The sequence below is a fragment of the Pseudonocardia zijingensis genome (assembly GCF_042657305.1).
Taxonomy (GTDB): Bacteria; Actinomycetota; Actinomycetes; order Mycobacteriales; family Pseudonocardiaceae; genus Pseudonocardia; species Pseudonocardia zijingensis.
The window spans coordinates 147,928-168,096 of the sequence record NZ_JBHSKO010000002.1 but is presented as its reverse complement, the minus strand read 5'-3'; the positions used below and the strand labels follow the sequence as shown (position 1 = coordinate 168,096).

Below are 20,169 nucleotides of genomic sequence, written 5' to 3'. Positions count from 1 at the left end.
CGACGCCAGGTGTCGGGAAACGCGCCCGGTCGGTGATCATGGGGTCCGGCGCGTCAGACCTGCGTGCGGCGGTGGTTGCGGTTGCAGGCGATGAGGCCGTCGAGGGCGTCGCGGGTGTGGATGAGCTCCTCGATGTGGGCGCTGAGCTGGTCGCGCTCGTGGATCATCCGGGTGAAGGCCGCGTCGGTGTGGTCGGTGCTGGGGGAGTCGACGCACGGCAGGATCTCCGCGATGGTGCGGCTCGACAGCCCGGCGGAGTAGAGGCTCTGCAGCAGCCGCACGCGCTCGACGGCGTGCTCGTCGTAGTGGCGCTGCCCGCCCGCGCTGCGGGTGCTGGTGAGGAGCCCCTGCTGCTCGTAGTAGCGCAGGGACCGGACGCTCACCCCGGCCCGCTCCGCGAGTTCACCGATCCGCATGCCGACCCTCCCCGACCTCTGACGTCGATGTCAGATTATTCGGTCAGACGGTCACGGCGCGGGCGGCGGTGTGGCGGTTCTCCGGGATGGGGAGACCGAGGTTGCCGCGCAGCGTGTCGGCGTCGTACTCGCTGCGCACCAGCCCGCGCGAGCGCAGCACCGGGAGCACCTCGGCGGCGAAGCGCTCCAGGTCCTCCAGCGTGCGGAAGCCGAGGTTGAGCCCGTCGAACGAGCGCGCGCGGAACCACGTCTCGATCGTGTCGGCGATCGTCGTCGGCGTCCCCGTGAACGGTGAGGGCCGGAACGTGGTGAACGCCTCCACGGTCTGGCGCAGCGTGAGCCCCTCCTCGCGGGCCCGCTGCACGATCTCGGCGCCGCGGGTGCGGCCGCCGCGCTCGGCCAGTTCGGACACGTCGGGGAACGGGGCGTCGAGGTCGTACTGGGAGAAGTCGTGGGCGCCGAAGGCGCGGCCGAACTGGCCGAGCTTGCGGTCGAAGTCGTTGTCGGCCTCGTAGATGTCCCGCGCGGTGCGGTGGGCCTCGTCGTCGGTGGCGCCGACGACCGGCGCGGCCCCGAGGAAGATCAGGAGGTGGTCGGGGTTGCGCCCGGCCGCCGCGGTGCGGGTCTTGACGTCGGCGTAGTAGGCGGAGGTCTCCTCCAGCGTGCCGGGTGGCGCGTAGATCCCCTCGGCGACGGCGGCGGCGAGCGTGCGCCCCTCATCGGAGACGCCCGCCTGGAAGATCACCGGCTGGCCCTGGGGCGAACGGGAGATGTTGAGCGGGCCCGCCACCGCGAAGTGCTCGCCGCGGTGGTTCAGCGCGTGCAGCTTGCTCGGGTCGAGGAACACGCCGCGCTCGACGTCGGCCGGGAACGCGTCGTCCTCGTAGGAGTCCCACAGGCCGCGCACGACGGCGACGTGCTCGTGGGCGCGGCCGTAGCGGGTGGCGTAGTCGAGGTGTTCCTCGAGGCCGTAGTTGCGCGACGTGCCGGTGTCGAAGCTGGTGACGACGTTCCAGCCGGCGCGGCCGCGGCTGATGTGGTCGAGGGAGGCGAAGCGGCGCGCGACGTTGAACGGCGAGTTGTAGGTGGTGCTCAGCGTGCCGACGAGGCCGAGGTGGCGGGTGTGCGTCGCCACGGCCGACAGCAGCGTGAGCGGTTCGAGCCGGTTGAGGTAGTGCGGCGGGTAGGTGTGGTCGATGAACTGGCTGTCGACGATGAAGAGGGTGTCGAACAGGGCGGCCTCGGCGGCTTTCGCCTGGGCGATGTACCAGTCGATGTCGATGCTGGCGTCGTTCGGGACGCGCCGGTCCTTCCACAGGCCGTGCTGGCCGGGGCCGCCGACCCCGTACAGGCGCAGTCCGAGCTTGATCTGGCGGGCCATCGCGTTCTCCTTCAGCCGACGGTGAGGAGCTGCCTGCGCAGCTCGGCGCGCGTCTCCCGGTCCACCGCTCCGGTGGTGAGGGTGGGCGCCGAGCCGACGAGCAGCCGGGTGTAGGGGTGCTGCGGGGCGGTGACGATCGCGCGGGTGGGTGCGGTCTCGACCACGGCGCCGCGGTGCAGGACGGTGACGCGGTCGCTGATGCCCGCGACCGAGCCGAGGTCGTGGGAGATGAACACGAGTGCCGTTCCGGCCTCCCGCAGCTCGGTGAGCACCTCGAGCACCCGTACCCGGTTGGCGGCGTCGAGGGCGCTCACCGGTTCGTCGAGCACCACGAGCTGCGGGTCGGTGACCAGCGCGCGGGCCACGGCCACGCGCTGGCGCTGCCCGCCGGACAGCTCGGCGGGGTAGCGGTCGGCGAGGTCGGCGGTGAGGTGCACGCGGGTCAGCACGGCACGCACCGCGGCGTCGGCGTCGGCGCGGGAGCGGCCCTGCAGGAGCAGCGGTTCGGCGATCGACGCGCCGACCGGCAGGTGGGGGTCGAGGCTGCGCAGCGGGTCCTGGAAGACGTACTGCGCGACGCCGCGGCGCCGGAACGCGCGCCACTGCCGGCGGGAGAACGCGGTGACCTCCTCGCCCGCGATCGTCACGGTGCCCGCGGCGGGCGCCACCAGCCCGACGACGGCGCGGGCGAGCGTCGACTTGCCCGACCCGGTCTCGCCGATCACGCCGACGGTCTCACCGCGGTGCACGGTGAGCGCGGCGCCGGCGAGCGCGGTGGTGCGCCCGTAACGGACGTCGAGGTCGGTGACCTGCAGGAGTGGCGGCTCAGCCGGCATGTTCGAGCTCCGGGGCGAGGTAGCGGTCGAGGCCGTAGCGGTTGTGCTCGTCGACGAGCAGCCGGGTGTAGGGGTGCTGCGGCGCGTGCAGGACGGCGTCGGTGGCGCCGCGCTCCACCACCTCGCCGCGGCGCAGCACCACCACCTCCGTGCACAGCTGCGCGACCACGGCGAGGTCGTGCGAGACGACGACGAGCGCGAGCCCGGTGCGTTCCTGCAGATCGGCGAGCAGGTCGAGGATCTCGGCCTGGACGGTGACGTCGAGCGCGGTGGTGGCCTCGTCGGCGATGAGGACCTGGGGGTCGAGGGCGATCGCCGCGGCGATGACGACGCGCTGCAGCATCCCGCCGGACAGCTCGTGCGGGTACTGCCGGTAGACCCGTTCCGGGTCGCGCAGGTGCACGGCGTCGAGCAGTCGCAGGGCCTCGGCTTTGGCCGCGCGCCGCCCGAGGCGTTTGCCGACCCGCAGCACCTCGGCCACCTGGGAGCCGATCCGCAGCGAGGGGTTGAGGAAGGCGCCTGGGTCCTGGAAGACGGCGCCGATCTCCCGGCCGCGCAGCTCCCGCCACCCGCGTTCGGTGAGGCCGGCCGTGTCCTCGCCCAGCAGCGTGACGGTGCCGCGGGTGACCCGCAGCGGCGCGGGCAGGATGCCGAGCGCGGTGCGGCAGGTCAGCGTCTTGCCGCTGCCGGACTCGCCGACGATGCCGAGCGCGCCGCCCGCCGGGACGTCGAACGAGACGCCGCGGACGAGCTCGGTGCCCGATCGGGGATCGGAGATGTGCAGGTCGTCAACGGACAGGACGGGCCCGGTCATCGGGTGCTCGCCTCCTTCACGGGGGCACGGCCCGCCGCGCCCTCGGTGTCGCGGAAGGCGTCGGCCAGCAGGTTGAACGCCCAGACGGTCAGCATGATCAGGACGGTGGGGATGAGCGGCGCGTACGGCCGGAAGGCCAGGTAGCCGAGGTCGGACGCGAGCACGCCGCCCCACGTCGGCGCGGGTTGCTGCACGCCGATCCCGAGGAAGGTGAGGCTGGAGACCACCACGAAGCCCGCGGCCATCGTGTTGGCCAGCGCGATCGCGACCGGCGGGAGCACCTGGGCGACGACGTGCCTGCGCACGATCCAGCCCGTGGACGCGCCGGCGAGGACCGCGGCCTCCACGTACTGCGAGCGCGAGACGCCGAGTGCCGCCGCCCGTGACACGCGGTAGAAGACCGGCGAGACGAGCACGCCGACCGTGGCCATCGCTTGCACGATCCCGTTGCCGAGCAGCGCGGTGACGGCCACGGCGAACACGAGGAACGGCAACGCGATCAGCGTGTCGACCAACCGCAGCGTGGCCCACTCGAACCAGCGGCCCAGGTACACCGAGAGCAGGCCGGGCACCGCGCCGACCACGAGCGCGATCACGGCCACGAGCACGGCGCCGAACACGCTGGCCGGGGCGCCGGCGAGGATCCGGGAGAGTACGTCGCGGCCGAGGTAGTCGGTGCCGAGCCAGCGCTCGGCCGACGGGGCGGCGAGCGCGGCGTCGGTGCCCTCGATCGGGTCGTGCGGGGCGAGTGCCGGGCCCAGCAGGGCGAGCAGCAGCACACCGCCGAGGACGGTGACGGCGACGCGGCCGGTGGGCAGGCGCAGGACGGCGCGGAACACGGGCTCACACCCCCCGCGCCGCGGACGGCGTGATCCGCACCAGGGCCAGGTTGACCAGGACGTTGAACACGACGACCACCACGATCGAGACGACGAGGACGCCCTGCACCGCGGGCACGTCGCCGCGCTGGGCGGAGTCGGCGGCGAACGCGCCGAGGCCGGCGAGCCCGAAGACCGCCTCGGTGACGACGGCGCCGCCGATGAGGTTGGGGAACTTGAGGGCGAGCATGGCGAGGGCGGGGCCGAGGGCGTTGCGCAGCACGTGCCGGAAGAAGATGCGCCGCGGCCCGAGCCCGCGCACGACCGCGCCGAGCACGTAGTCCTGCCGGTAGGCCGACACCAACCCCGTGCGCAACTGCCGCGCGACGTCGGCGACGGTGTCGACCGAGAGCGCGAGCGCGGGCAGCAGCAGGTGGGCGAGCCACAGCTGCGGGCTGCGGTCGAACGGCACGAACCCGGCCGAGGGCAGCCAGCCCAGCCCGACGGAGAACACCGCGACCAGCGCGATCCCGACCACGAACGGCGGCATCGTGGAGATCAGGGTGGTCCAGGCGGTGATCCCGCGGTCGAGCAGGGTGCGCGGGCGCAGCGCGGCGAGCGTGCCGAGGACGAGTCCGCCGACGATCCCGATCGCGAGCGCGAGCCCGGCCGCCGACAGGCTCACGACGGCGCGGGTGGCCAGCCCGTCGGCGATGTCGACGCCGTTGTACCAGCTCGCGCCGAGGTCGCCCTGCAGCACACCGGCGAGCCAGTCGCCGTACTGCACGAGGAAGGGCCGGTCGAGCCCCCACTCGTGCTCCAGCGCGGCCACGGCCTCCGGGGTGGCCGACTCGCCGAGCTGCAGGTGGGCGGGGGAGAGGCCGGACAGGTCCTGCAGCGCGAAGGTGACGAACGTGCCGACCGCGAAGACCGGCACGAACACGCCCGCGGTGCGCAGCAGCACGCCGCCGACGGCGCCCCCGCGGATCACAGCTCGTCCTCGAGGCGCACGCCCGTCCAGTGCACCTGGCCCGGGATCCTGGGCAGGTCACCGACCCGCGGGTTCTTCACGAACAGGTTCGGCAGGCTGTAGGTGAAGACCAGCGCGCCGCTCTGGAGCCCGGCGCGGGTGGCGGCCTGCAGGTTGGCCTGGTAGTCGGGCGAGTCGAGCGGCGTGCTGCGGGCCAGCGCCACCGCCTCGGCGAACCCGGGCGGGGTGGCGGGCGAGCTGAGGTTCAGCGGCCCCTCCGGCCCGAAGTGCGCGGTGAGCGTCTGCACCGGCGACTCCCGGCCGGTGGTCGAGTACCAGGACAGCGCGAGGTCCTTCGCGAAGAACGGGGTGGCCCAGTCCGGCGACACCCGGATGTCCACGGTGATCCCGATCGCCCCGAGCTGGCTCTGGATGATCTCCGACTGGGGGTCCTCCGCGCGCGCCACCAGCTCCACGCGGATGTCCCCGGGCGCGTAGCCCGCATCGGCGAGGATCTGCCGCGCCCGGTCGGGGTCGTAGGGCCACAGGTCCGCCGACTGCGGGTCGTAGGCGACGTACTGCGGCGGGAACGGCTGCGTGGTCGGCTGGGCGAGCCCGAACGTGATCTTGTCGACGAACTCCTGCCGGTTCACCGCGTGCCGCACGGCCTCCACGACGGCCGGGTCGTCGAAGGGCGCCTTGTTGGTGTTGAGGCTGATGTTCGCGGCGTTGAAGCCCGGCTGTTCGACGACGTCCAGGCCGGCGGCGCGGGCCGCCTGCGCCTGGCTCGGCGCGAGCGGCGCGAGGTCGTAGACACCGGTCGAGACGGCCGAGACCACGCTCGCCGCGTCCGGGGCGTCGTGCACCTCCACGCGGTCGATGTGGATGTTCGCGGCGTCCCAGTAGGCCGGGTTCTTCTCCAGCACGACGTGCGACTCGGGCACCAGCTCCGTCACCACGAACGGCCCGGCGCCCACCGGCCACTGGTCGAGCCGGTCGAGGTCCTGCGCCGCGGTGGGGCTGGTGATCTGCGCGACGCGCTGGCCGAGCAGCAGCGGGATCTGGTAGTCGACCTGGGTCAGCCCGATCACGACGTCCAGCTCGCCGTCGGCCGTGACCGACGCGATCGAGCCGAGGTCGCCGTCGAGCGCGGAGTCCTCCTGGTGGCGGGCCCGCTCCAGGTACTGGCGCACGGCGTCGGCGTTCACCGGGGTGCCGTCGGAGAAGGTGAGGCCGGGGCGCAGGTGGAAGGTGATCTGGTCGCCGGTCTCGTTGTAGGTCCAGCTCTCCGCCAGGCCGGGGCGGGCCCCGCCGTTCTCGTCGATCTCGGTGAGGGAGGCGTACACCAGCGACAGCACGCGGAAGCCCGCGCCGCTGCCCTGCACGACGGGGTCCCAGTGGGCCGGGAAGTCGACGGCCCAGGACAGGGTCGGCCCGCCGGCCGCGGACCCGCCGCCACCGCAGCCCGCGAGCAGGAGGGTGGTGACGACGGCCGCGAGCGCGGCTCTCGGACGTCCGGTGATCATGTGCATCACCGGACCTCGACCGCGATCGGGGCGAGTTCCGGGCCGGAGCGCAGCTGCTCCAGGAAGAGCACGACCGTGGCCGCCGCGGTGCGGTGGGTCTGGTCGTTGAGGGCGTCGTGGCGCCCGCCGGTGATCCGCACCAGCCGGCCGGAGGGCAGGTCGCCGTACCAGGCGCGGGCCACGCCGAAGGGGCTGATCGCGTCGTCGCCGCCGTGCAGGCCGAGTACCGGCACCGTGATCGCGGCGGCCCGGGCGCGGTCGGCCCACCCGTCGGGCACCGGCTCCTGGATCGCGCCGCGACGCAGTGCCGGGTCGGCCGTGAGCCGTCCCTGGTGGGTGGGGCAGGCCGTGCGGGCGGCCACCTCCTCCTCCCAGGAGCCGGCGGCGACCGGGGGCCCGGGCACCGGCAGCCCGGCGAGCACGAGCGCGTCCACGGCGAGCTCGCCCTCGGCCACCAGGCCCGCCGCCCACAGCGCACCGGTGTCGGAGCCGACGAGCACGTGCGGGCCCGGGCGGTCGGCGAGGGCCGCGCGCACACCGTCGAGTGCGGCCGCGCCGTCGCGCACGGGGTCGGGCACCGCGTGGACCGGGTAGCCGTCGGCGGCGAGGCGCAGGCCGAAGCGCTCGTAGACGCCGGGGTGCTCACCCCGGCCGGGGACGACGACGAGCGTGCCGCGCGCGGCCACTGCGGGCGGCTGCGGCCAGGTCTGCACGGGCTGCTGGGCGAGCGTCATGACGCGCTCCTGTTTTCGGGGGCAGGACGGGATCCGGGCGCGGCCGGGGGCCGGCACGCCGGGGTGCGGAGGAGGGACGCGCGCGGGCGCGTCAGCCGGGCGGGGTCGTCAGAAGGGGCGACAGCCCGCGGACCCGGTGCGGCCGAGGTCGACGGCCCGGCGCCGGGTGAGCAGGCACGACGGCGCGCAGCGACGCGTGGAGGCGCGGCGGGCGGTCGTGGTCAGCGGCACGAAGGGAGTCTCACCGACGTCCGCTGTGCCTGTCCAATAGCGGATCCACATCGTGGTCGATCGCACACAGTGATCAATTTCGTCCGGACATTACCCGCTGTGACCAGCGACGAGGATGTTCCGCACGGCCGCCGCGGCCAGGTCGGCGACCTCGGGGCGCAGCCCCCGCCGCGACCGGACCGCCACCGGCAGCGGGGTGACGGCCGGCAGGTCGTCGCGGCGCTCGAGCCCGTCCGGGCCCGCGCCGACGGTGGCGAGCAGCGCCACGCCGAGCCCGGAGCGGGCGGCGGCGAGCACCCCCGCCAGGTAGGCGGCCTCGCAGGTGATCGCCGCGGTCGTGGCGTGCGCGGCGAGGGTCTCCAGCGCGCGGCTGCGGATCGCGCACGGCTCGTCCAGGGCCACCAGCGGCACCGGGCCGTGCTCCGGAGCACCGGACCAGCCGGGGGCGGCGTACCAGCGCAGCGGCAGCGCACCGGCCTGCTGCGAGCGCTCGTCCTCCGGGTCGCCGAGCAGCAGGGCGACGTCGACGTCGCCGCGGTCGATCGCCTCGCGCAGCCGGGCGCCGCGGTCGAGGCGGAACCGCACCTGCCCGACGCCGGGCCCGTCGGCCAGCGCGCTCGCCAGCTCGGGCAGCAGGTCGTCGGCGGCGTGCTCGGTGGCGCCGACGACCAGGTCCTCGTCGGTGTCGGCGCCGAGCCTGCGCAGCGTCTCGTCGTGCAGGGCGAGGATCCGGCGGGCCTCGCCGAGCAGCAGCTCGCCCGCCGCCGTCATCCGGGACAGGCGGCCGACGCGCTCGGTGAGCGGCTGGCCGACCACGCTCTCCAGCCGCCGCACGTGCTGGCTGACCGTGGGCTGCGACAGGTGCAGCGCCTTGGCGGCGCGGTGGAACCCGCCGCAGTCGGCCACCGCGACGAAGCTGCGCAGGTGCTCCAGGTCCAGCGTCCGTCCCACGACGGACGACGCTACGGGCGCCGATCGATCGGAGTCCACGATCGATGCCGATCCTCACTCGTTGTTGGACGGCCCGCACGGGCCGGTGTGACGATCCCGGCCGTGGCCCCTCCGACCCGCCGGTCCAGACAGCTCAAGCTCGGCGCCGTGCTCATGGGCGTCGGCGGCCCCGGCCAGCACGACACCTGGCGCCACCCCGAGATCCCGGGCGATGCCAGCATCGACATCCGCTGGTACGCCGCCCGTGCGCAGCAGGCCGAGGCCGCGCTGTTCGACCTCGTGTTCATCGTCGACAGCCAGTTCATCACCCCGCACTCACCGCCCCACTACCTCAACCGGCTCGAGCCGCTCACGCTGCTGTCGGCCCTGGCCGTGCAGACCACCCACATCGGGCTCGTCGGCACGCTCACCGCGTCCTACAACTCGCCGTTCAACCTGGCCCGGCGGCTGGCGTCGCTGGACCTGATCAGCGGTGGCCGGGCCGGCTGGAACGTGGTGGCCACCGGCGACGGGGGCACCGCGGGCAACTACGGCCTCGACGAGCACTACGACTACGCCACCCGCTACGGGCGCGCGCTCGAGCACGTCCGGGTGGCGCAGGGGCTGTGGGACTCCTACGAGGACGACGCCTTCCCCCGCGACCGCGGGACGGGCGTGTTCCTCGACCCGGCCAAGCAGCACCGGCTCGACCACCGCGGCGAGCACTTCTCCGTGGTGGGCCCGCTCAACATCTCCCGCTCGGCCCAGGGCCAGCCGGTGATCTTCCAGGCGGGCGACTCCGAGGAGGGCCGCGACCTCGGCGCCGCCGTCGGGGAGGGGATCTTCACCCACGCCGCCACCGTCGAGCAGGGTGTGGCGTTCGCCCGCGACGTCAAGGCCCGCGCCGCCGCGAAGGGCCGCGACCCGGACCACGTGCTGATCTTCCCGGGGGTGAGCCCGGTGATCGCCGACACCGACGAGGAGGCGCGCGACCGGGAGGAGGCCGCGCGGCTGGGCAAGGACTTCGCCAAGACCCTCGCCCAGTTCGGCCGCCCGTTCGGCTGGCACGACTTCAGCCGGTACGACCTCGACGCCCCGTTCCCCGAGCTCGGCGACCTCGGCGCCACGAGCTTCCGCACCCGTGCCGAGCAGATCAAGGCGCTCGCCCGCGAGAACGGGTACACGCTGCGCCAGACCGTGGAGCACGTCACCCGGGAGCAGCGCTCGCCGTTCGTCGGGTCGCCGCGGACCGTGGCCGACGAGATCCAGCGCTGGTTCCAGGCCGGCGCGCTCGACGGGCTCAACATCACCGTCACCGTGCCGAGCGAGTTCGCCCGGTTCACCGACGAGGTGCTGCCGATACTGCGCGAGCGCGGCGTGGTCCGAAGCGCCTACGAGTCCACGACGCTGCGCGGCAACCTCGGCCTGCCCGTGCCGCGCAACCGGCACACGGCCGCGCGGGACGCCGAGCTGGTGGCACGGTGACCAGGCGGAGGGGGACCCGGCAGCAGTCGAGGCTGTACCGCATCGGTGCCGACGAGCTCACCGCCGACACCGCCCAGAGCTCCGGGATGCGGCGCGAGGAGGCGATCTCGGGCCGCACGGTGGGCTCGGACCGGCTGTGGACCGGACGCACCACCGTTGCGCCCGCCACGAACTCGGCCGACCACCACCACGGCGAGTCCGAGACGTCGATCTACGTGGTGTCCGGGCACCCCGAGTTCGTGTTCCTGGAGGACGGCGAGGAGCGCAGGCTGCGTACCGGACCCGGGGACTTCGTGTACGTGCCCCCGTGGGTGCCGCACCGAGAGGAGAACCCCGACCCGGACGAGGACGCGGTCGTGGTCATCTCCCGCACCACCCAGGAGGCGATCGTGGTGAACCTGCCCGGGCTCTGGCTGCCCGGTGACGGGGACGCCGCGTGGCACGACACCGGGGCCGGCGCCCCGGGCTGACGGGCGCTTGCACCTTTCGACGGCGCCCGTGGGGTGCGGTCCTTCGCATCTCGTGGCGGAGCGCTCCTGATCCGAGACTCGATGCCATGACGATCTCGGACACCCGGCCGGTCCAGGGCGACCTGCTCGACGTGGTGCGGCGCAGGCCGCTGCTCAGCTTCTTCGTGCTCGCGAACGTGATGAGCTGGCTGGCCTGGCTGCCCTACATCCTGTCGCAGAACGGGCTGGGGCTCTGGGAGTACCGGTTCCCCGAGTTCCTGGGCACGAGCCAGTTCGCCGGCGTGCTGCCCGGGGCGTACCTGGGCCCGATCGCGTCGGCCCTGTTCGTCACGGCGGTGGCCGACGGGCGGGCCGGGCTGCGGCGCTGGCTCGGGCGGATGTGGCGCTGGCGGGTGCGGTGGCACTGGTACGCGATCAGCCTGCTCGGGGTGCCGGGCGCCATCTTCGTCACCGGGTACGTGTTCTCCGGGGGACAGGTGAGCAGCCCGTCGACCGCGGCGTTGCTGGCCTACGTCCCGGGGCTGGTGCTGCAGATGATCACGACCGGCCTCGCCGAGGAGCCCGGCTGGCGCGACTTCGCGCTGCCGCGCCTGCAGCGCCGCTTCGCCCCGCTGGCCGCCACGATGGTGCTCGGGCCGGTCTGGGCGGTCTGGCACCTGCCGCTGTTCCTCACCGACTGGGGCGGCCGGCTCGACGCCGGCTGGACGCACCCCGTGGCCTTCACCGTGTTCTGCATCGCGTTCAACGTGGTGATGACCTGGGTGTTCAACCGCACCGGGGAGAGCCTGCCGCTGGCCGTGCTGGCGCACGTGAGCGTGAACAACACCTTCTCGATCCTGTGGGCCGAGGTGTTCCCGACGATCGACGCGAGCGCCGCGATGCAGGCGATGGCGGCGGGGTCGGTCGTCGCGGCCGCGCTGCTCCTGATCGGGACGCGCGGGCGGCTCGGCTACTCGGGCACCGTGACCACGCGGTTCTGATAGGCCCAGACGACGGCCTGCAGCCGGGACTGCACGCCGAGCTTGGGCAGCATCCGCGCCAGGTGCGACTTCACCGTGGACACCTCGACCACGAGGGTGCGGGCGATGTCGTCGTTGGACATGCCCTGGGCGAGCAGCAGCAGGATCTCGTGCTCCCGCGGGGTGAGCAGGTCCTCGGCCCGCCTGCCCGAGACCGGCTGCAACCGGCGGCGGTGGACGAACTCCTGGAGGATCCGGCGGGTGAGCGTCTGGTCGATCGTGCCCTGGCCGGCGGCCACCTGGCGCACCGCTTGCACGATCGTCTCCGGGGGTGCGTCCTTGAGCAGGAATCCCGACGCCCCGGCCTCCAGGGCGCCGAAGACGTAGTCGTCGAGGTCGAACGTGGTGAGCACGAGCACCGGCACCTGCGGGTCGGCGTCGGGTGCGCACAGCTCGCGGGCCACCTCGATGCCGTTGCGGCCGGGCATCCGGATGTCGAGGCAGGCGACCTCGGGCCTCAGCTCCCGGGCCATCGCGAGGGCCTCGGTGCCGTCGCGGGCCACGCCCACCACCTCGATGCCGGGTTCCGCACCGAGCAGGGCTTCGAGGCCTGCGCGGACCAGGTGCTGGTCGTCGGCGATGAGGACGCGGATCATGCAGGAGCCTCCGGGAGCGGCGCGGGCGCGCGCATCGTACTGATCGTTTCGCTGAGCGGGAGCGTCAGCCGGACCTCCCAGCCGCCGTCCGGGGTGGCCCCGTGGTCGAGCTCGCCCCCCACCAGCTGGGCCCGTTCCGCCATGCCGACCAGCCCGAACCCGCTGCCGGGACCGGGATCGGGTGCAGTCGGGGCGCCGTTGCGCACGATGATCGCGACCTGCCCGCCGTGCGGTTCCCCGATCTCCACGGTGCACCGCGCGCCCGGGGCGTGGGCCGCGGCATTGGCCAGCGACTCCTGCACCATGCGGTAGGCCACGAGCTGGGCGAGCGCGCCCAGGTCCACCGCGGCCGCGGGCACGGTGAGGTCGATCTCGGCCCCCGCCGCGCGGCGCGTCTCGACGAGCACGGACACCGCGTCGAGCGTCTCCAGGGGGCGGGTCGCGTCGGCGCCCTCGCGCAGCAGGCCGACCAGCCGGCGCAGGTCGTCGAGCACGGCGCTGCTCTGCTCGCGGATCTGGCGCGCCGACCGCTTCGCCCCCTCGGGGTCGGCGTCGATCTGCCGGTCGATCGCCGCCGCCATCAACGCGATGCCGGACATGTGGTGGGCGGCGATGTCGTGCAGCTCGCGCGACATCCCGACCCGCTGCTGCGACACCGCGGCCTGCAACAGGGCGTCCTGCTCGCGGCGCAGCGCCTCCACCTCCTTCACGCGGGCGTCGTGCGCGTTGCGCTGCGCCGCGACCACCAGCCCGACCAGCAGCGGCAGGCCGACGACGGCGATCGCCTGCAGCACGCCGGCCGCGGCGGCCGGGCCGAGGCCCGCGGCGCCGCTGCGGACCTCGTTGAGGAGTTGCCCACCCGCCAGCAGCAGCGCGGTGCCCGCCAGCGCGGTCCACAACCCGCGGGGCGGCCGGGCGGCCACGGCGAGGAACACCCCGGCGATCTCGGCGACGGCCGTGACTGTGAACGCCCCACCCGGCGCCGCGACCGCCAGCACGAGGGGCACGGCGGTGAGCGCGGGCGGCACCGTGGTGGGGAACCGGTCGGTCCACGCCACGAGCACGGCCTGCACCACCACGACCGCGACCACCAGCCACCACCCCGCGCTGCCCACCGCGGGCGGCGGGGGAAGCGTGGGATCGGACGCCGCGGCGCCCTGCAGGCCGAACAGCAGCCCGATCGACACCATCCCGCAGACCACGGCGGCGACGGGGTGGAGCGGCGGTCGGGACACGGACGGCCTCCGCGGTGCAGCGCACGGTCGGGGTCTGGGGAGCGGGCCCATCATCCGCCACGCCTGCATCGAAAGTTGGCAGCGGGGGAGTGCACGCCTCGGACCGATGTGCACCGGCTGCGCACCGGCGAGGCTTGATCACATCGGACGACCAGTCCCCGACGAAAGGTGCTCCTGATGACCCTCCCCCGTCCGGCCCTCTGGGTGCTCCTCGTAGTCGCAGTCGTGGCCAACGGGCTCACGTCGATGTCGACGCTTCCGCCTGCGGTCGGAATCGCGTTCGGCGTACTCGCACTCGTGCTCGTGGTGCTGCTGGTCCGCGACTACATCGGGCGGCGCGGCGGTGGTGCTTCACCGCGCTGAACGGAATGCGCCCCTCGCGGCTCCGGTTGCCTCACCTGCGCAAACAGAGGTGCCGACGAATGGCCGGCCGCAGTGGTTGATCTCGGAGCGTGCCGCTCGACGCATCCTTTTGCGAACATGCCGCACGGCCGCGCATCGAGTCGTGTGATCATGTACCCTCTGGGAGGCCTACTGGACACAGAGAGTGAGTGCGTCAACGACATGAGCAACGAGTTCTCTAGCTCAGACGCCGGGCCGGCGGTCGACGAGTCTGTTCCCCACTCGGCGCGGATCTGGAACTACTGGCAGGGCGGGAAGGACTACTACCCCGTCGACAAGGAAGCCGGGGACCAGTATATCGCGACCTTCCCCGGAATCGTCGACATCGCGCGGAACATGCGGTTCTTCCTGCGGCGCAGCGTCCGCTACCTGGCGGGTGAAGCAGGGATCTCGCAGTTCCTCGACATCGGCACCGGGCTGCCCACCAACGACAACACGCACCAGGTGGCCCAGTCGGCCAACCCGGCCGCCCGCATCGTGTACGTCGACAACGACCCCACCGTTCTCGCGCACGCCCGGGCGCTGCTCACCAGCACGCCCGAAGGGGCCACCGCGTACATCGACACGAACATGAGTGACACCGCGGTCGTCCTCGAAGAGGCCGCGAAGACGCTCGACCTGAGCAAGCCCATCGCCGTCACCATCAACGGCGTGCTCGGGCACACCAACGATTACGGTGTCGCCACCGGGATCGTGCACCGCATCATGGACCAGCTCGTGTCCGGCAGTTACCTGGCGTTCTCCGATTCCACCACCGAGGACGAAGCGTTCAACCGGGCGCAGCAGGGTTATGACGACACCGGCGCGGTGCCGTACAAGCTGTGGACCCCGGAGGAACTCGCCGGGTTCTTCGACGGTCTCGAACTCGTCGAACCCGGACTCGTTCCCATTCCGAAGTGGCGTCCCGAGCCCGGTGACGACCCGAAGGACCAGCCCACTCTCGCCGGCGTGGGTCGCAAGCCCTGATCGTCGCGCACATGTGATCCGGCCGGAAGGCGGCCGCCCGAGTCCGAACAGGACTCGAGCGGCCGCCTTCTTCGTTGTTCGGGGAGGCCCGGATCGCGACTGACGTCAGAGCGCGTCGCGCACGGAAGTGATCAACTCGGCGGAACGCTGCGGGGTGAGGGCCCCCGCGGCGAGCCGGTTGATGATCTGGAGGTAGTTGCGGACGTCGACGTCCTTGTTCAGGTACAACGCGCTGTTGAGCTGCTCGAGGTAGACGATGTCGGGCAGGTCGGGTTCGGCGAAGCGGAGCAGCGTGAACGGCCCGCCGACCGCCGCGACGTCGCTGCGGTCGAAGGGCACGACCTGCACCGTGATGTTCGGCCGCTTGCTGACCTCGAGGATGTGATCGAGCTGATCCCGCATGGCGTCCTTGCCGCCGAGGTTGCGCCGCAGCACCGCCTCGTCGATCACCGCCCAGTAGTCGGGGGGCTTGGGCATGTAGAGCAGCTGCTGGCGGTGCAGCCGCAGCTCCACCCGCTTACCCACCTCGTCGGCCCGGACGGCCTCGCCGAGGTTGACCACCGCGTTGGCGTAGGCCGCCGTCTGCAGCAGCCCGGGCACGTACTGGGCCTCGTAGCTGCGGATGATCGTGGCGGCCTGTTCCAGCCCGACGTAGGTGGAGAACCAGTCGGGCATGGTGTCGCTGTAGCGGTGCCACCACCCCGGCTCGTTGGCCTGCTCGGCGAGGTGCAGCACGACATCTCGGGCTGACCCTTCGGCCAGGCCGTACAGGGTGAGGAGGTCGGCGACGTCGCGGGGCTTGAAGCCGACCCGGCCGGACTCGATCCGGCTCATCTTCGCTTCGGAGCCCCGGATGGCATATGCCGCGGCCTCGCGGCTGATGCCACTGGCCTCACGAAGCCGTCGGAGCTGGGCACCGACCAGGATGCGCAGGACAGTGGGACCGCCTCGAGCCTCGGCGAACGCACCGTCGAGCGGGTCGTCCTCCTGGCCATCGGCCATATTCACCCCCGAGAAGACCGCGGTTCCTGCGCATCGGGCCACACGGTACCGCGAGCATTGCTCCGACGGACCACCCGGACTACACCCTACGGCGTCGAGTGGGTGCAGAGCGATATCGGGGATGGGTGCACGAGATGTTCGTCTCGTGTGCGTTCCGATTCAGGCGCTCAGGTCCTCGGCCAGATCGTCGAACTCACCGTGCTTGGCGCCGAGCAGGAACTCCCGGAACTCCTCCGCGGTGTGCACCAGCACATTCCCGTCAGGGTGGCGCGAGTTGCGCATCGCCACTCGCCTGCCGGTGACGGGTGCGAGCTCGACACAGGAGCCGTTGGGGTTGCTGTGGAGGCTCTTGCGCCACCGCAGCTCACCACTCGACGTCGATGACGTCGTCAACTCGTCCGCCGGCCCAACGAAGTCCTGCATCTGGGTCGTCCCTCCGCCTGCTCGTGGTGGATCCGGCCACCCCCCAGGCGGCCGCAATTGCATATGAAACTTCATCTGGGGTTGCATCGGCAACTTGCAAGCTGCGCCTGCAGAGGAGTGCCAGGCCAGGGCCTTGCCCGGTGGCTTGCGGGCAGGCGCTCCGGGGAAATAGGCTGTGGATCATGAACGCCGACGTTCGCGGTGCGGGCTCCGGGTCCGGCATGCGGGCCGGCCGCGGGCGGGGAGCCGGCCGGGCCGCCCCGCGACACCCGCGGGCCAGGATCGCCGCGGAGGCCGGTGCTCCGGGTGCGGCGAATTGCGTTTTCCCCGTACCCGGTACCGGCGAGGTCGGAATCGCGACCGGGTCGGCGCGAGAACGCGCGCTCTCCTACTCACGACGCGTGTCCGATTCCACGACGCGGCACCACCGGCGCCGTGGTGGACCGGTGCAGAGCATTTCACCGGCGACGAGTCCGGCCGACCTGTCCCACTCACCTGCCGGATAGCACTGCCGAGCAGCGGGGATGCAGTACGGTGAGCCCGGCCCGCGCTTACCGGTATTGCGCCGACGGCCGTGGTCCGGAAATCCCGAATCCGGCGCCGACCGGGCTCAGTCGTCGCACGGCTGCGGAAGTGCGGCGAGCGCGGTGCGGTACTCCGCCACGATCCGCTCGACGATCTGCGCGGCCGGCAGCACGGCGTCCACGAGGCCCGCGGACTGGCCCGCCTCGACCTTGCCGCCCGCGACGTCGCCGTGCAGCGCGGCGTCCTTGAGGGTGGCGGCGTGGAAGGCGGTGCGCCGCGCGTCCTCGCCTGCGCCGGACTCCTCGAGGTCGAGCATGCGGCCCGTGAAGTCGTTGGCGAGCGCCCGGATGACACCGAGCCCGCGACCCACGGTGCGGGTGTCGTGCACGCCGGCCGCGACCACCGCGGACTTGTACCCCTCGTGCACCGCGGCCTCGGTGCTGGCCAGGAACCGGGTGCCGAACTGGGCGGCGCCCGCTCCGAGGGCGAGCACCGCAGCGAGGCCGTGGCCGTCGGCGACCCCGCCGGACGCGATCACGGGGACGTCCGGCACCGCGGTGACCACGGCGCGTACGACGACCTGGGTGCTGACCATCGCAGGGGGTGGGTGGCCGCCCGCCTCGGCCCCCACCACGACGAGCGCGTCCACCCCCGCCTCGGCGGCCTTTCGGGCGTGCTCGACGCTCGCGACGACGTGCAGGCACCGGGTGCCGACGTCGTGGAAGCGCTCGAGGTAGCGGCGGGGGCCGCCCTGGGAGGCGATCAGCACCGGTGGCGGCCGCTCCAGCAGCAGGTCGACGACCTCGTCGGCGCCCGCCCGGTGGAGCGGGAGGTTCACCGCCCACGGCCGGTCGGTACCGGCGGCCACCTCGTCGAGCGTGCGGGCCAGCTCGGGCAGGCGCATCGGGCCCGCCGCGACGACGCCGAGACCACCGGCGCCGCTGACCGCGAGCGGCAGGGCCGAGCACGACGAGGCCCACGACATGCCGGCCTGCACGACGGGCAGGTCGATGCCCAGCAGGTCGGTGACGGGGGTGCGGAGCCGGGTCATGCGCCGGTCCGGGCGCGCTCGAGCAGGGCGCGGGCGTGCTCGGCGAGCCTGCTCTTCTGCACCTTGGAGCTCGCGGTCATGCCGATGTGCTCGAACCCGTCGACGATCCGCAGGTGCCGCGGCACCTTGAAGCCGGCCATGTGCTCGCGGGACCAGGCGATCAGCTCGTCCTCGGTGACTCCCGGCCCGGAGAGCACGACGAACGCGAACGGCACCTCGACGAGCCGCTCGTCCGGTACCCCGACCACCGCCGCCTGGCGGACCAGCGGGTGCCGGTGCAGGGTGTCCTCGACATCGGCCGGGGCGACGTTCTCGCCGCCCACGCGGATGATGTCCTTGGTGCGGCCGATGAAGTGCAGACGCCCCGACGCGTCGAGCGCGCCGACATCGCCGGTGAACAGCCAGCCGTCGGCGTCGACGGTCTCGGCCGTGCGGACCGGGTCGTCGAGGTAGCCCTGCATGACGTTCCAGCCGCGCACGAGGATCGACCCTGGCTCGTCCGGGCCGCAGTCGCCGCTGCCGTCGAGCGCCCGGATCCGCACCTCGACACCCGGCTCGATCGCCATCGCGCCCGCGGCGCGCACCTCCTCCGGTTCCCACCACGCCGACTGCGCGACGTTCGGGGAGGCCTCGGAGAGCCCGTAGCCCGCCACGCACTCCCGCGCGCCGAGCTCGTCGATCACGCGGCGCACCACGGTGGGGGAAGCGGCCACCCAGGCCCCGCGCAGGTGCAGGGTGCGGCGCGCCCGGTCGGGGTGGCCGAGCAGCAGGAGGGCGATCGTGTCGTTGCCGGAGAAGTGCGTGCACCGCTCGGTCTCGAGCAGGCGCAGCGCCTCACCGGGTTCGAAACGGGGCATCGTGACGAGCGTGGTGGCGTGCTGGATCGACGACAGCACGGACAGGGTGCTGCCCGCGACGTGGAAGAACGGCCGTGCGGAGTGGAACCGGTCTCCGGGGCGCAGGCCCATCCGCGCTCCCGAGAAGAACGCGTCGGCGCACATGCTGCGGTGGGTGAGCAGCACACCCTTGGGGCGCGAGGTGGTGCCGGACGTGTACTGCACGAGCAGGACGTCGTCGGGGGTCGCCGTCGGCTCGGTGGTGGTGCCCTCGCCCGCGGCGAGGAAGTCGGTCCACGGGGTGGCGGCGGGCGCGACCGCGCTGCCCAGCATGACGACACGGCGCAGCTCGGGGAGGGTGTCGAGCCCGATCCGGTCGAGCATGGCCGTGAAGTCGACGTTGAGCACCCGGTCGGCGACGAACAGGGTGCTCACCCGGGCGTGGGCGAGGGTGTAGCGGACCTCGTCGGCGGTGAACCGGGTGTTGACCGGCACCGTGACCGCCCCGACCGAACCGAGGGCGACGAACAGGGCCACCCAGGCCGGGCCGTTGCCGAGGCAGAGACCGATCCGGTCGCCGGGCCCGATGCCGGCCGCCCGCAGCGCGGCGCGGATCCGCCCGACCTCGGCCGCGAGCTCGCCGTAGGTGACGCGCTCCTGCGCCGTGACGACGGCCTCGACGTCCGGCGCGAGCAGGGCGGCGCGCTCCAGCGCCTCGTGCGCGGTGAGCGGGCACGCGCTGCGCAGCTCGATCACTTCCCGGTCTCCTTCCCGAACCGTTCCCGCCACCCGCCGTCGGCGAGGCACTGCTCGATCGCGGACATCTCGATCCGGATGCCCCGGTCGAGGTCGGTCTCGGCGCCGAGGTCGACGGCGCGCTTGGTGAGCGCCATCGCGAGCGGGGGTGCCTGCGCGATGGCGCGTGCGGTCTCCGCACCCGCGTCGGCGAGCTCGTCGGCCGGGACGACGCGGCTGACGATCCCGAGCTCGGCGGCCTCGGCGGCGTCGACGGGGCGGCCGGTGAACAGCAGCTCCTTCGCGCGGCGCCGGCCGATCGCGCGTTGCAGGCGCTGGGTGGCGCCGACCGTGCCCCGGTGTGGTTCGGGGAACCGGAAGGTGGTGCCCTCCGCGGCCAGGGCGAAGTCGGCGGCCAGGGTGATCTCGCCGCCCGAGCCGACGACCGCGCCGTGCACGAGCGCGACCACCGGGCGGCGGCACGCCTCGATCGCGGCGTACGCGGCGAACGAGGCGACGCGGCGCCTGCGCACCCACGGGTCGTCCTTGCCTGCGCGTTCCTTGAGGTCGGCGCCCGCGCAGAACGCCGGGCCGTCGGCGCCGAGCAGGACCACCCGGACGCCGTCGTCGGCGTCGATCTCCTCGAACCCCGCACGCAGCTGCAGGCACATGGGCAGGTCGACCGCGTTGCGGGCCTCGGGCCGTGCGAGTTCCACGTGCGCGACCGCGTCCTCGACGCGCAGCCGGACCCTCCTCGGTTCGCTCACC

Annotated in this window: 22 protein-coding genes; 5 read left to right on the top strand and 17 right to left on the bottom strand. The window is 73.2% G+C overall.

What is annotated here, in order from left to right; translation table 11 throughout:
- Positions 1-53: 53 nt before the first annotated feature.
- From ACFPL3_RS04975 to ACFPL3_RS04930, 10 genes are all read right to left on the bottom strand, one after another.
- A complete protein-coding gene (locus tag ACFPL3_RS04975) occupies positions 54-416 on the bottom strand; it encodes a MerR family transcriptional regulator (protein WP_343942892.1) in 363 nt (120 codons plus the stop codon).
- A 43-nt stretch (positions 417-459) separates the two neighbouring features.
- A complete protein-coding gene (locus ACFPL3_RS04970; RefSeq protein WP_343942891.1) occupies positions 460-1,797 on the bottom strand; it encodes an NtaA/DmoA family FMN-dependent monooxygenase in 1,338 nt (445 codons plus the stop codon).
- Between the two features lie 11 nt (positions 1,798-1,808).
- Positions 1,809-2,633 (bottom strand): ABC transporter ATP-binding protein, encoded by an 825-nt coding sequence (locus ACFPL3_RS04965; protein WP_343942890.1) that lies wholly within the window; start codon positions 2,631-2,633, stop codon positions 1,809-1,811.
- Positions 2,623-3,447 carry an ABC transporter ATP-binding protein gene (locus ACFPL3_RS04960; protein WP_343942889.1) on the bottom strand — a complete coding sequence of 275 codons (825 nt, stop codon included), beginning with the start codon at positions 3,445-3,447 and terminating at the stop codon, positions 2,623-2,625. Before ACFPL3_RS04960 ends, ACFPL3_RS04965 begins: the two co-directional genes overlap by 11 nt.
- The gene (locus ACFPL3_RS04955; protein ID WP_343942888.1) at positions 3,444-4,286 is read right to left on the bottom strand and encodes an ABC transporter permease; all 843 of its coding nucleotides are present in this window, start codon (positions 4,284-4,286) and stop codon (positions 3,444-3,446) included. The genes ACFPL3_RS04960 and ACFPL3_RS04955 overlap by 4 nt, the downstream gene beginning before the upstream one ends.
- Before the next feature lie 4 nt (positions 4,287-4,290).
- Entirely contained in the window at positions 4,291-5,256 is a 966-nt protein-coding gene (locus tag ACFPL3_RS04950) for an ABC transporter permease (protein WP_343942887.1), read from the bottom strand.
- On the bottom strand, positions 5,253-6,761 hold the full coding sequence (locus ACFPL3_RS04945) for an ABC transporter substrate-binding protein (RefSeq protein ID WP_343942886.1): 1,509 nt from the start codon (positions 6,759-6,761) through the stop codon (positions 5,253-5,255). The genes ACFPL3_RS04950 and ACFPL3_RS04945 overlap by 4 nt, the downstream gene beginning before the upstream one ends.
- A 5-nt stretch (positions 6,762-6,766) precedes the next feature.
- On the bottom strand, positions 6,767-7,495 hold the full coding sequence (locus ACFPL3_RS04940; protein ID WP_343942885.1) for an alpha/beta hydrolase: 729 nt from the start codon (positions 7,493-7,495) through the stop codon (positions 6,767-6,769).
- 108 nt (positions 7,496-7,603) lie between these two features.
- Positions 7,604-7,726: a hypothetical protein gene (locus ACFPL3_RS04935; RefSeq protein ID WP_343942884.1), complete on the bottom strand. Its 123-nt coding sequence runs from the start codon at positions 7,724-7,726 to the stop codon at positions 7,604-7,606.
- A 90-nt stretch (positions 7,727-7,816) separates the two neighbouring features.
- Positions 7,817-8,677 carry a LysR family transcriptional regulator gene (locus tag ACFPL3_RS04930; protein ID WP_343942883.1) on the bottom strand — a complete coding sequence of 287 codons (861 nt, stop codon included), beginning with the start codon at positions 8,675-8,677 and terminating at the stop codon, positions 7,817-7,819.
- A gap of 102 nt (positions 8,678-8,779) precedes the next feature.
- Here ACFPL3_RS04930 and ACFPL3_RS04925 point away from each other — a divergent pair, with 102 nt between their 5' ends.
- The 3 genes from ACFPL3_RS04925 to ACFPL3_RS04915 all read left to right on the top strand — a co-directional run bounded on the left by ACFPL3_RS04925 (position 8,780) and on the right by ACFPL3_RS04915 (position 11,591).
- Complete coding sequence (locus ACFPL3_RS04925; RefSeq protein ID WP_343942882.1) at positions 8,780-10,141, top strand: NtaA/DmoA family FMN-dependent monooxygenase; 1,362 nt, start codon at positions 8,780-8,782, stop codon at positions 10,139-10,141.
- On the top strand, positions 10,138-10,611 hold the full coding sequence (locus ACFPL3_RS04920; protein ID WP_343942881.1) for a cupin domain-containing protein: 474 nt from the start codon (positions 10,138-10,140) through the stop codon (positions 10,609-10,611). Before ACFPL3_RS04925 ends, ACFPL3_RS04920 begins: the two co-directional genes overlap by 4 nt.
- A gap of 86 nt (positions 10,612-10,697) precedes the next feature.
- The gene (locus ACFPL3_RS04915) at positions 10,698-11,591 is read left to right on the top strand and encodes a CPBP family intramembrane glutamic endopeptidase (RefSeq protein WP_343942880.1); all 894 of its coding nucleotides are present in this window, start codon (positions 10,698-10,700) and stop codon (positions 11,589-11,591) included.
- Here the strand turns inward: ACFPL3_RS04915 and ACFPL3_RS04910 are convergent.
- Together ACFPL3_RS04910 and ACFPL3_RS04905 are read right to left on the bottom strand one after the other, a co-directional pair.
- Positions 11,561-12,226 (bottom strand): response regulator transcription factor, encoded by a 666-nt coding sequence (locus tag ACFPL3_RS04910; protein WP_343942879.1) that lies wholly within the window; start codon positions 12,224-12,226, stop codon positions 11,561-11,563. The two genes, ACFPL3_RS04915 and ACFPL3_RS04910, sit on opposite strands and share 31 nt — an antisense overlap.
- A complete protein-coding gene (locus ACFPL3_RS04905) occupies positions 12,223-13,461 on the bottom strand; it encodes a sensor histidine kinase (RefSeq protein WP_343942878.1) in 1,239 nt (412 codons plus the stop codon). The genes ACFPL3_RS04910 and ACFPL3_RS04905 overlap by 4 nt, the downstream gene beginning before the upstream one ends.
- Before the next feature lie 177 nt (positions 13,462-13,638).
- Between ACFPL3_RS04905 and ACFPL3_RS04900 the strand changes: the two genes are divergently transcribed.
- Both ACFPL3_RS04900 and ACFPL3_RS04895 read left to right on the top strand, forming a co-directional pair.
- Entirely contained in the window at positions 13,639-13,824 is a 186-nt protein-coding gene (locus ACFPL3_RS04900; RefSeq protein ID WP_343942877.1) for a hypothetical protein, read from the top strand.
- A 117-nt stretch (positions 13,825-13,941) separates the two neighbouring features.
- The gene (locus ACFPL3_RS04895) at positions 13,942-14,829 is read left to right on the top strand and encodes an SAM-dependent methyltransferase (protein ID WP_379588427.1); all 888 of its coding nucleotides are present in this window, start codon (positions 13,942-13,944) and stop codon (positions 14,827-14,829) included.
- Between the two features lie 105 nt (positions 14,830-14,934).
- Here the strand turns inward: ACFPL3_RS04895 and ACFPL3_RS04890 are convergent, their stop codons facing one another.
- The 5 genes from ACFPL3_RS04890 to ACFPL3_RS04870 all read right to left on the bottom strand — a co-directional run bounded on the left by ACFPL3_RS04890 (position 14,935) and on the right by ACFPL3_RS04870 (position 20,168).
- Entirely contained in the window at positions 14,935-15,831 is an 897-nt protein-coding gene (locus ACFPL3_RS04890; RefSeq protein WP_343942875.1) for a helix-turn-helix domain-containing protein, read from the bottom strand.
- Positions 15,832-15,990: 159 nt separating this feature from the next.
- Positions 15,991-16,254, bottom strand: a complete 264-nt coding sequence (locus ACFPL3_RS04885) for a DUF397 domain-containing protein (RefSeq protein WP_343942874.1) — start codon at positions 16,252-16,254, stop codon at positions 15,991-15,993.
- A gap of 610 nt (positions 16,255-16,864) precedes the next feature.
- A complete protein-coding gene (locus tag ACFPL3_RS04880; RefSeq protein ID WP_343942873.1) occupies positions 16,865-17,830 on the bottom strand; it encodes an NAD(P)H-dependent flavin oxidoreductase in 966 nt (321 codons plus the stop codon).
- A complete protein-coding gene (locus ACFPL3_RS04875; RefSeq protein WP_343942872.1) occupies positions 17,827-19,422 on the bottom strand; it encodes an AMP-binding protein in 1,596 nt (531 codons plus the stop codon). Before ACFPL3_RS04875 ends, ACFPL3_RS04880 begins: the two co-directional genes overlap by 4 nt.
- Positions 19,419-20,168 (bottom strand): enoyl-CoA hydratase/isomerase family protein, encoded by a 750-nt coding sequence (locus ACFPL3_RS04870; RefSeq protein ID WP_343942871.1) that lies wholly within the window; start codon positions 20,166-20,168, stop codon positions 19,419-19,421. Before ACFPL3_RS04870 ends, ACFPL3_RS04875 begins: the two co-directional genes overlap by 4 nt.
- Position 20,169 lies beyond the last annotated feature (1 nt).